This window comes from Paenibacillus vulneris (genome assembly GCF_039543185.1).
GTDB lineage: Bacteria > Bacillota > Bacilli > Paenibacillales > NBRC-103111 > Paenibacillus_S > Paenibacillus_S vulneris.
Genome location: NZ_BAABJG010000035.1, coordinates 95,590 through 106,938 on the forward strand (window position 1 = coordinate 95,590; position 11,349 = coordinate 106,938).

Here is an 11,349-nt window from a genome sequence, read left to right on the forward strand (position 1 = left end):
TTAGCGTAAAGCGAAAATGAGACGCACCAGTTGTCCGGACGCATCTCGCTGGGCGACTGCCGTATACCGGGCATTCAGGCGAACGCCGGCGGGGACGAACGGGTCCCGATCGAGCGGCGGCGCGTATCGAACGCCGTCCACCACAATTTCCGCGTCTCCCGTCTCCAGCCGGGCAACAGACTGCGCTACCTCTGCGCCGGATACGGTGCCGTCGCCGGCAATCGGCGAAAACGCCATCTGCACGTTGCGATCCAGCGACTTTCCCGACACATAGGCGGTGGCGTTCAGCGCAGCCCCGGTTTGAAAGAGCATGAGTCCGCTCGTTGCGGCCATCAGAAAGAGAAGACAGGCCACGCTCATTTCCAGCATCGTTCTGGGTGCATGTTCCATCGGCTTCCTCCTTGAAAACGCCGGGGCGTCCGTCTATACCCGAAAGGACGCCCCATCAGCGTTGTGATGTCTGTAAGGACGCTTACTGCTGCCGAAACACAATGCCGCGAATGACGTTGCTGCTGTCATGCACCAGTTGCGCCCGAAATTTGCCGCTCGGATTGACGTAGTTGATATTCGCTTCATCGAGCGCATGGCTCAGTTGCCCCGGCGCTTCACCAACCACTGAGCCGTAGGTCACGCTGTCGATCGGAACACCCGTGTTGATCACCTTGCCATACCACTGACCCGCCGGATTTTTCCCGGTGACAATCTGGATGCCGAACTGGTCCTGATCGCTGAACTTGCGCAGCGCGTTGACCACCTGACTGCCCGACAACGTCGTGTTGTCGTACACCGTAAACGCCGTTTGCGACAGCTCCGTCTGGATATTGCTGAAATTGCTTTGCGCCGCCTTGGTGGAGTCTTGCGCGGAAATAAACAATACGACGGCAAGGGTAATGAGCGCGATGGCAAGAAAAATGCCTGCCGCCATCACAAGTGCTTTTTGCGCGTTGGACATGAACCGATCTCTCCTTCAAATGAAATTCGAAATAAAAAAGACGCTTCCCGTTTGGAAAGCGCCGCAACATGTCCGCTTACTGAATGCGCTGAAGCTGTTCGTAGTAAACGGACATCTGGTGCAAGCTGACGATGACGAGCGGAATGACCAGATAGCCGAAAATGAGGGCCATCATTGGCGCAAATCCGATCCATTTTCCCCAGCCTGCCTTTTGCTCAATCAATTGCTCGTACTCCTGTTTGCGCTGCTCCTGCGCGTAAGCCTGTTCCGACTCCAGGTCGTCGAACGCTTCCCGAATCGGCAAACTTTGCACCGCCAGTTCCAGCTTTTCGACCGTGCGGACGAACGGCACAAACGGCGCATCCTCTTTCAGCTGCGCCAGCGCCTGATCTGCGCCCTGTTCGAAATGGAGCAAGCACGTTTGCAGCGGTTCCTTGAACACGCGGGCAAACTGTTCCATCCAGATGAGCAGATGCTCGACCGACATCCGGTCCAGATCCGCCAGCATGGCGATGACGGCATGCAGTTGGTCCACTTCATGCTTCATCTCCATCTGCCGCATGCGCCGCTGGAACATCCGAACGCCGACCGGCATGGCGTAGCCGCCCCATCCCGCGAGAGCGGCGAGGAGCGCTTCCCACCACTTCACATACTGATTGTCCAGCTTCGTGAGCTTGCCCATAATGCGCCGAGCCGCGGCGCGAAGCTGATCGTCCTTGTTTGTTGCTGGCGATTCGCTGCGGAGCAGGGCCATCACCGTTTCTTCGGTGCGATGCTTCACCTCCTTTACGCGATCGATGATGCGGCGATCGAGCGCCGCCGCCTCGCGCGCCTTGGCTTCCTCTTCCGGCGAAAGTTGACCGAACAGGATGCCCTGCTTTACCGGCGCATACAAGATTTGATGCCGGCTTGCGGCATGAAGCGCCATAAACATCCCGAGCACAGCCAGAAAAGCCATGCCCCCCGCCACGATGCGCTGCACATAGAGCCATTCCAGCCGAAGCGGCGACGCGGTGTCTTTAAGCAGCTTGACCATGCGGTCAGCTTCACGGGAACCGGGGGCGGGACCGAAACGATGCACAAGCCAGCGCATCCACGGCCATTCGTAAACCCGTTTCTCCCATCTTTTTCGGCCGGTTGGTTTTGGACTCACGTCCAGCTCCTGAATGTTCCGCAGCAGAACGTAGGACAGCCATACGACCGCCATCAGGCCGATTTTCACGATCCAGCCGGTCGTGCTCGCATAAAAGGCGTCCATGGCCGGAAAGTAATGGCTGGCCCAAGCTTCGATCGGCCGGGTAAACAGCAGTGGCAACAGCGCGATGGCGGTCAGTCCTTGCAACAGGAAACTGAGGCGCTCGCGGCGCAGCAGTTCCAGATTCAGTTCGGTCGCAAGCTTCCCAAGCGCCTTCAAGTACACGGAACCGGTTGCGGTTCGTTTGTCGCCGTATTCCTTCACCAGATGCGACAGCCCGGCCAAGCCCTGCAAATAGCGGTTCGGCGCGCTCTCGATATACTGCGCCAGCCGCTGCTCGGCGTCGCTTGCCGTGAGCACTTCGTATATTTCGTGTCCGTGCAGCGCCATCTCATACGACGCGCCGTCCGCCGCTTCATAAACGGCTTCTTCCACCATGCCGTGCCGATGATAATGATGGCGCACATCCGAAAAGAAATGCCGGAGTTGCCGAAGCAGTCGCGTCTCCAGCCGATGCACCAGATTGTCCGAAAGGATTCCGTGGCCAACCCAGAAGCCGATGCCAATCATGCCGAGCGTGGCCGGGTCGCGCACGCCGATCGCCAGCGGAACAGCCGCCGCGAGCAGCACGCCCCAAATGAGGAGCGCCGTCCTCATCGTTTCCAGCCGCAGCTTCCATTCGTCGCCAAGCTGGAGAATGGTCATTCGTTTGCGAAGTTGGTACAAATAAGCGCGTAGAATCGGTACGCGTTCGCATAGTCGATACAACTGCTGCAACACGCTGTGCAGCGCTTGCTTCTTGCGGGCTTTGCCCGGTTTGCGCAGCGCTTCATACTGCCGAACGGCCTCCACGTCCGAACCGTGACGGGATACCCATTGAAACGCCGCCACCATCGCGAGAAACAATAACGTCGAGGCGCCCAGCAACAGGGACAGCCATTCAATTTTCATCGCTATCCCCCCAGTGAACCGCCAAAAACGCCTCGAACGCCGCCTGGTCCGGCCCGGCGAGGCATGCAGCGATTTCCTTGCGGCTTCGCTCGGACAACGGATGAACGGCGACATAGCGTCCGTCCCGGTATTCGATGACGTTCCGCGCGACGTAAAGCGGTCGGTCCGTCGATCGGCGGAAATATTCCAGCATCGTCTCCATGAACGCCGTCATTTTCTCCTCGGTCGTCGTTTTGTGGCGGAACGTCTCCGGGTAGCCCTCTTCCTGCTCCACCGGGACGCATTCGGTAATTCGTTCAATGTAGCGATGTCCGTCCGCGTCCCGCCTGAGGTGAATGTCGAAGTTGATGACGCTGACGACCTGCTGCTCGGCCACTTTTTCGTTCGTAAACACCCCTGTCTTCAGCAGCGAGTTGCGCAGCGAATAGACGAGATCGCGGAATGTTTTGGCATGATGCGTAAACAAGGTGAACAGCGAAGCGACCTGCGCCATCTGCACCATCCAGGCGGCAACCGGGTCGGTCGCCACTTCTCCCAAAATATTGACCGAGCCGTCCGTTTTTTTCTGAATGTCCAGCCCGTCCTGCCCGGAGATCGTTTCCGTTTCCCGCAGGCTTAAAATGTTGCGATCCCGGTATATTTTCCGAAGCTGAAGCTCAAAGCTCATTTCCTGCACCCGAATCGGCAAGATGGCCGGAATGTAGCGCACCATCGCCATCAAGAGCGTCGTTTTGCCGCTGCCCTGCGCACCGGTGATGGCCGTAATGCGCTCGCCCATGACCAGATATCGGATCAGCCCGATGGGAAGCTCGGCTTGGTCGTCCTGAATCAATTGTTCCAGCGCGGCGTTTTGCACATCGAATTTGCGCACAAAAAAAGCCCACGATTCGCTGAACCGGGGGCGCAGCACGACGACGCGGGAGCCGTCGGCCATTTCGTTCACCTTAAAGCCGTTCGCCTCGGACAATTGGCCGGGAAAATTATGTTTGTACACGTTCTGGCACACGCGCCTCAGTTCTTGCTCCGAGCCGAAGGACAGGAAGCTCAAATGAATGGATTTCCCTTTATAAAACAGCCACACGCTGTCATGCGACCTTGGCACCTCGCGCAGCAGCGCTTCTTCCTCCAGGCTCCACTCGCCTTCCCACATCGAGGGCGGGATGCCGGATACGCCGCCCGATACGCCGTCGATTTTCATGTCGCGGATTTCGTCGATGACGCTAAATCCTTTGTACTGCTGGTAGATCCGCTGCACAACGATCTGGGTTTTGTCCTCGGCAGACAGCCTGCGCGCTTCCTGCTTGTAAATGTCGCGGATTTCGTCGGCGGTAATCCGATATGACTCGGTTTCTTCGTCTTCCATGCTCCGTTTGGGGCGGTCCAGTTCGTATTTTCGGATCAGCTCGTCCAGCGCTTTCAAACGATGTTGTTTCTTAAACAGAAAGAGCAGGATATCAAACTGATCTTGCGGCGACAATTTTTTCGGATCGTCAAACGGCAGGAGGAGATTCAGGTTTTTATCGTCCAAGGTATAGCGCTGTTCGAGCAAATCGGCGATGACTTGCTTTACATACGCCTTGTCCCGCAAATCTCCGGACGTGCAGCCCCGCAGCGCTTTTTTCAGTTCTGCGCGCTTGTTTTTGCGGCGGCGGTATTCTTCTTCCGACAAGCCGAAGTCGATCAGGTTGCTGCTCGTCATCTCGTGCAGCGCCTCTTTCACAAACGCGGTCATCGCTTCCAACGTATAGACCGGTTTTTCGTCCGGCTGCTCCGGCAAGCGGCGGCTCATGCGCAAATAGAACAAGACGCCGATCGCAATAAGGATGCCCGCCAGAATCATAGCGTTCAGCGCGAACATCATCGGTCATCGTCCTCCTTCCCGCCGAAAAGAGGCTTGTTCAGTCCGACGTTGTTGATGAGCGCCTTCGCCAATGTCCGCACTTGCTGCATAAACAGTGAGTTTTCATGACCGCGCGGCACCTGTCGGTTGAGAAATAAAAAACGGACGGCTTCTCCTTGTTGAGTCGCATCCAGCCAGCCCGTATTATGGACAATCGGGTACGCGGGCTCCCGCCGATGGAACTTACGCTTGATATTCTGAACGGTCAAAGCGGAGCGAGGATCGTATTGTCCGAATACAAGCAAATGCTTCCGGTTGGACTGAAGCTGCGCCTCCACCAGCGGAAAAACCTGCTCCAGTTTGAGCCCATTTTGAGGCAGACAGACGACCAGCAAATCCGCCTGACGCAGCAACGCCGCAGTCCACGCCGACACATTGCCGCTTCCGCCGTCCAGCAATACCAGATCGTAAGCGCGCCTTGTCAGTTCCAAAAGAGGCGCAAGCCATTCCTGTGCGGCTGAAACAAACGATGCATCCGGCTTGTTCGATCCCGGAAGGATGTCGAGCCGGTCGGCGAGCAGCGGCAGCGTGTAATCCCGCAACCTGTTCGGTTCCAGCTTGCGGTTTTGCAAAAGCCTGAGCAGCGCGTCGATGCCTGCGTCAGGCGGGGCGTCCGCTTTGCTCATCCAGGACCGTCTCGGGTAAAAGCTGCGTTCGATGGCCGCGTATTCGCTTTGCAAATGCCCAAGCAACAAAAGGCGCGAGGAATATTCGAGTCCGAGCAGCGCCGCGGCGGCGATCAGGTTGCTCGTCGTACCGGCCTGTCCCGAAACCGGACTCCAAAACACCACGGTAAAACCCATTCCTTCATCTCCTTTCATGCGACTTTACCGGATTCACGCACGCTTTCGCGCACGCGCCCATGCACGCCGGGCTGTTTTGGCATCGCAATCAAACAACTGTTGCAGCATGTCCAGCACGGTCCGGCGATAAGTTCCAGTCAGCCGCCTGATGTCGATACGGCCATGATGCTGGTTGTCCAGCTCGACGGACATATCCCGTTCGTCCAGCGGAAAACGGAACACAGTGTCCTCCCAGCGTACCGCCTGCTGCGGCAGCAGCGAATCGAAATAGGTCTCGGGTATGGCGGTTGGCAGAGTGGGAGCAATCAGTTTGTAAAAAGAGAGCGGCTGGCTCTCCGCTTCGTGAAGGCACAGCCGCTGCATCAGCTCCGAGTTTTTATGCATGCCGAGCCGGCTCCAATTGCTGCACCAAACCCGCTTGTCGTAGCCCGGCAACTCTCGTCCTTTCACAAATTCGGTGTGATCGGTGTCGAGCAACATGACATCGTATGCTGTTTCGCCACCGGCTTGAAACATAGAACGTTCCAATTGCGCTGGCGTGACGAGCCCGGTCGCCACATCGATGCCTTCAAACTCCCGCAGCGAACAGCCAAAATCCGCTCGCGGCAAATAGCCTTGCATGGACTGTGCAAGGGTGGAATCCACGATCAGCACCTTTCGCTCCATCGCCGTGAGCAGCTTGCCCAGCACAAGGAGCAGGTGGCTTTTGTCCGGCGCGCCGAAAAATACGACTTTTTTCATGACGGCCTCCTTCACTGATTAAAAATTTGCTCCAATTTATCCACTTTTGCAGGCTCTCCAGACGGCGAAGCTGGTGCCGGATCTGTCGAAACAGATGGCGTAGACTCCGCTGACGGTTCAGGCCGATTCTCATTCGTCGTTGTCGGAACGGAAGAGGTGGGCAGCGGCTGCGCAGCTGGCGGTTCGTGATCGACCGTAGCCGTTGCGCCTGCCGGTGGCGGCGATGGGGTCGCCTCATGCATGGCATTGCCTTGCTGCGTGACAATCCGTTCGTTTTGCAATTGCTGCTGCACCGTTACGCTTCCGCTCGTTACGCGCAGTTTGTCCGACTCGCTCATCGCCTTCAGATTGTCATCCAGTGTCGTTCGCAGTTGGCGGGCAAGCTCGGTTGTCGCTTTTTCTAGCAGGTTCGGATCATGATCCATCAAGTCGAGCACCTTCGGATTGGCGGGATAATTGACTACTGCCGATTCCTGCAAGCCCGGCTCGATGTAGGGCAGGGCATACAGCCGCGCGCCTTGCAAGTAGGCATCGATGATCGCGCTTGAAGTCCGTAATAGATCCAGCTCGTTCATTTCCAGCCAGATGACATTGCCGGACAACTCCCGCGCCTTCTTCTTCGCCAGCAAGACAAAATCCTCGCCAGTCGGGAAGTTGATTCGCACGTCGATGTACTGTCCCTTTTGCAGATTGGAGGGAAGCTGAATGACTTGAAACTCCTGCACCCGCAAATCCTTCGGGATTGGCGCGCCCTCGTACAGCATGGAAGGCATCAACGGCGTGCCTGGCTCTAATTCGATTTTGGCGCTTTTGCCAATGACCGCGTTCTGATCAGTAATCATTCCTTGCGGCACCAGATTCGCAGGCAGCGGAACAGACTTGAGGTCTTCCGCCTTCACGATGCCGCCGGCCGGAACAGTGTGCGCCACAGTCCAAACGCTTCTGCGCGATTGTTCCTCTATCGTTTTCAATTCTTCGATTTGCCTTTCATAATGTTCCTTCATTTGCTGTTGTTTCTGCTCTTGCTCTGATTGCTTGATCAGAGAATAAATGGCCGCAGCAGCCAGTAAACAAACGCTTACGGCAATCGCCGCGATGATAAGCGCCTTGCGGTGCCGATACGTCCACGACATCGCTCACGTCTCCTTTCAAACCAAAATTGAAGTGCTGTCGATTGACTTTACCGGGCTTCGTCACGTTGCTTCGGTTTTTGCTGAGTTCCAATCTGATGCTGCTCCAATTTTTCTTGCGCCCATGCAGGCATATGCTCCGGTTTTATCAGACCCATAAAATCCTCTCGATTCCAGCGAGCCTCTTCACCGGTATATAGATTTAACACGTAGACGGCGCGACCTCGGGAATTGGCAGAGGTGCCAAAACCGCTTAGCGCCAGCACAAGCTGGTTAACAGCGGTGCGGTATTCAGGTCGCAACCGTTCCGGCCGGATGACAACAACCTGGTGGTCAATGCACACGTCTTCGCGAATCGGCTGGCATTGGACTTGGGTAAGGGGAGATAGGGGCACCTTGACACTGGCCCTTTCTTCTTTGAGATCCTCCAGCTCCCATTGCACGCGGGAAACAAAGTCATGCACGGCCTCAAGATAATCCGCGCCGGCTGCAAACGCGTAAAATTGCTCGACACCCAACGAATTGTTTCGGGTGCAGGTACAAACCATGTACGGACGTTCGGCATTGGTTTCGTCTATGCCAAGCAGCACTTCCACCTTCCCGATGGAGATGGCCTGAACGACTTCATAGTTGTCCACCATTCGCTTTATTTCTTCCACTGTCCGTCCTCGTTTCCTGGAAAATTGCAGTCATTCCTCGTTCTCCGGTTTTGCTTTGATAGGCCGGCATTACGAGATTTCTTGTTTCGCGTGCGCGGTTGCTCGACCTCATCCTCCAAAACTTCAAAGCGGTTGAAACCCGGCTTTTCTTGCATCAGGCGCTCATATTGACGACGCCTCCCTCTTGTGAAATACATCATGAATCGCCTCCCCAAAAATGGGCATAAAAAAGCTCTCCGTCTAGGGGAGAGTGCCTGCCGAACTGGATTTAGGTTAACGTTCCAGTTCCCGTTGCCGTTTTTTATACCAGCTTTCCAACAGTTGTACGATCAGATCTTCCTTTTGCTTTTCGGTAAAGTCCCTCGGGAAGAAACGGTCGATCCGCTCGCGCCGAATGGTCATCTTTTCTTTTTGGTTCGGCTTCTCCTCCGTGAGAATCGAGAAGATGACATCCACATTAAGCCGCCCGTCTTGGCTCAGTTTTTTCATGCGCTGCGCCTGCGCCAGCGAAGGCGTGCAGTCTTCGGACTGCATCGTTTCGTACAGGGCATGCTGTTCTTCTTCGGCCAAGTAAGAAATCTCTACGGCGGGATTGAAAGCGATTCGTTTATCGTCTACCATTTCGAGAATGGAGGGAGTCAGTTCGGTAAGGCGGATATAGCGTGAAATCTGGTGCGGGCCTTCCCCAGATTGCTCGGCGATAATTTGCCTTGATGTTTTATTTGCCGACTTCTGCGCAATTAGCGCAGAAGTTAAATCTGTTCTGGCTCCTTGCCTTTTTATTGCTTCCAGCTTCATCTTATAGGCAAATGCTTTCTCACTTGGCGCAATATTTTCCCGTTGCAGGTTGCTGTCCACCATGATGATCGTTGCCTGATCGTCGTCCAGTTCGCGGACAATGCAGGGCATCGTTTCTCTGCCAGCCAGTTCACTCGCTTTTTTTCGACGATGCCCGGCTACCATTTCATAACCGCCGTCCGCCTTCGGTCGTACCAAGCCGGGAACAAGAACGCCGTATTGCTTTACGCTGTCTGCCATTTCCAACATCGCTTCGTCAGCCTTTACCTTGAACGGATGGCCGGGGAAATCGCTGATATCTGGTAATGGTATTTCCATCACCTTTTCCCGCTGCTGGTCGGCGCGGCTCTCCTCGGTGGAGAATAAATCAGCGACTGTGGTCAGTTTGATGCTGGCGCGCATGTCGTCTTTCGCTGCCAATGCTCTGCACCTCCTTCGTAAAGGCGGCATACGCTTTTGCCGTTTGACCATTGGGGTCATGAGCATAAATGCTTTTTCCCTTGGCGCTCGTTTCCGCCGCGCGAATGGATAAGGGAATTTCGGTGTTGAACACGCGCAGCTTGTCGCCGTAGTCGCGCCGAAGAATAAAGGAAATGTCCTTGGCGAATTTCGTCCGGCTGTCTACCATCGTGAGCAGCACGCCGTCCAAAACCAACTTCGGATTGATCTGCCTGCGCACACGGGAAATGGTCTGCAAGAGCTGCGTCATTCCCTTGGCCGGCAAATAATGCGCCTGAACGGGGATAATGACGCTATCTGCCGCAGCCAGCGCATTGATGGTCAACATGCCCAAACTCGGCATACAATCGATCAGTACGTAATCGTAGTCGGCCTTAACCGAATCGATGTACGAACGCAAGATCGTTTCTCTGCTCATCGTATTGACGAGCGATACTTCTACAGCGGACAGTTCAATATTGCCTGGCATCAGATCAACACCTTCTTGGTGATGCAAAATACCTTCCCGCGCTTCATAGGATTCTTCCAGCATCGTTTTCGCCAGCAATGTGGCCAAAGATACCGACAGATTATCCGGTTCGTGGAACCCTAACGAATCCGTCAAGTTGCCTTGCGCGTCCGCATCGACCAGCAAAACCTTTTTCCCATTTCCAGCCAAACCGATTCCCAGGTTGACCGCCGTTGTGGTTTTGCCCACGCCGCCTTTCTGATTGGCGAGGGCGATCACCTTGGTCATTTACAATTCTCCTTTCACGCAAAAAGCCGGTTACGCTGAAAATTCTGTGCAACTGGCTTTTAAAAAATTGTCTATATAAAAAGAGAACACCGCATTAAGGGCGTTCTCTTGAATATTCTTATATTAAGACGCCCGTACTGATGGAGAAAAAGTAAGTAAATTGACGTGCTTTACTTTTTTCCATCTGGGGTCTTATGAAGTTCCATTCCAAACAATCCAAAGAACCAAAGTAACGAGTTGGTTAAACCATCCCGTGGGTTAAAGAGAAAGACGATTCACCCTCATTCCGATGTAATGAATTCTAAATTGGACTGTTCTGTCAAGGTAAGAGAGACCAAATTCAGTGTTCACTTTAGTTGTAAAGAAAATACTTACGTCTAGAAATAGACGGGTATTAAGCCATATCGATGTGTTATTATATAGATAAGGACGAATTGAGAGAAAGGTTGGTGGAACGTGGTTACTTTCCTTTTTATATCCATTTTTCTTTTATTAGTTTCAATTGCGTTTACGCGTAACAACAAAAATAATAAAAATAACATTCCCCCAACGTTTGCTCTTGTTCTCAATGGTGTATTATTCTTATCCTTAGTCGTATTTATTGCTTTATTTATGAAGAATAGTGATGTAATTACCCAAATACCTGCACCATATTACTGGCTTCTATTATTCGCCGGGCTCATAATTGAAATCTTTTCTTTCCGCCAAAAATATATACCTGGTCATTTCACCGCTGCCGCGATACACTGCTTTGTAGGGTTTGTCGCTATCTTTTCTATCGGCCTTCCGTTACTTGTACTAGCGTTGATTGAAATATGCATTGCTGTTTATCAGCATCGAAAGAACTAAGATAATGGTGCATAATCTGACAGGGGTCTTACCAGGGCTTTATCACGAAGTTTGATTATGAGTTAAGTGGACTGAAGTTCCTAAGATGAGACAGACTTTTTCAAAATTTGATTCTCCAGTTAACTCAGGAAACTCTTTTAATGCGAACGTACGTTTGGTATACTAAAATCAAACAT

The 11,349-nt window shown here is 53.9% G+C and carries 11 protein-coding genes; all 11 read right to left on the minus strand.

The features are described 5' to 3' along the window. Positions 1–390 (minus strand): hypothetical protein, encoded by a 390-nt coding sequence (locus ABEA66_RS27605; protein WP_345592686.1) that lies wholly within the window; start codon positions 388–390, stop codon positions 1–3. A gap of 82 nt (positions 391–472) precedes the next feature. Further along, entirely contained in the window at positions 473–952 is a 480-nt protein-coding gene (locus ABEA66_RS27610; RefSeq protein ID WP_027093301.1) for a hypothetical protein, read from the minus strand. 76 nt (positions 953–1,028) lie between these two features. Then, complete coding sequence (locus ABEA66_RS27615; protein ID WP_345592693.1) at positions 1,029–3,098, minus strand: hypothetical protein; 2,070 nt, start codon at positions 3,096–3,098, stop codon at positions 1,029–1,031. Then, the gene (locus tag ABEA66_RS27620; protein ID WP_345592695.1) at positions 3,088–4,959 is read right to left on the minus strand and encodes an ATPase, T2SS/T4P/T4SS family; all 1,872 of its coding nucleotides are present in this window, start codon (positions 4,957–4,959) and stop codon (positions 3,088–3,090) included. The genes ABEA66_RS27615 and ABEA66_RS27620 overlap by 11 nt, the downstream gene beginning before the upstream one ends. Continuing rightward, positions 4,956–5,801, minus strand: a complete 846-nt coding sequence (locus ABEA66_RS27625; protein WP_345592697.1) for a CpaE/TadZ family protein — start codon at positions 5,799–5,801, stop codon at positions 4,956–4,958. Before ABEA66_RS27625 ends, ABEA66_RS27620 begins: the two co-directional genes overlap by 4 nt. Before the next feature lie 33 nt (positions 5,802–5,834). After that, positions 5,835–6,542 (minus strand): hypothetical protein, encoded by a 708-nt coding sequence (locus ABEA66_RS27630; RefSeq protein WP_345592699.1) that lies wholly within the window; start codon positions 6,540–6,542, stop codon positions 5,835–5,837. An 11-nt stretch (positions 6,543–6,553) separates the two neighbouring features. After that, positions 6,554–7,675, minus strand: coding sequence for an SAF domain-containing protein (locus ABEA66_RS27635; RefSeq protein ID WP_345592701.1), 1,122 nt, complete (start codon positions 7,673–7,675; stop codon positions 6,554–6,556). A 47-nt stretch (positions 7,676–7,722) separates the two neighbouring features. After that, the gene (locus ABEA66_RS27640) at positions 7,723–8,331 is read right to left on the minus strand and encodes a hypothetical protein (RefSeq protein WP_328271437.1); all 609 of its coding nucleotides are present in this window, start codon (positions 8,329–8,331) and stop codon (positions 7,723–7,725) included. Further along, positions 8,319–8,531: a hypothetical protein gene (locus ABEA66_RS27645; RefSeq protein ID WP_328271436.1), complete on the minus strand. Its 213-nt coding sequence runs from the start codon at positions 8,529–8,531 to the stop codon at positions 8,319–8,321. The genes ABEA66_RS27640 and ABEA66_RS27645 overlap by 13 nt, the downstream gene beginning before the upstream one ends. Positions 8,532–8,604: 73 nt before the next feature. Beyond that, the gene (locus ABEA66_RS27650; protein ID WP_425571510.1) at positions 8,605–9,549 is read right to left on the minus strand and encodes a ParB/RepB/Spo0J family partition protein; all 945 of its coding nucleotides are present in this window, start codon (positions 9,547–9,549) and stop codon (positions 8,605–8,607) included. After that, the gene (locus tag ABEA66_RS27655; RefSeq protein WP_124331912.1) at positions 9,497–10,324 is read right to left on the minus strand and encodes a ParA family protein; all 828 of its coding nucleotides are present in this window, start codon (positions 10,322–10,324) and stop codon (positions 9,497–9,499) included. The genes ABEA66_RS27650 and ABEA66_RS27655 overlap by 53 nt, the downstream gene beginning before the upstream one ends. Between the last annotated feature and the right edge of the window lie 1,025 nt (positions 10,325–11,349).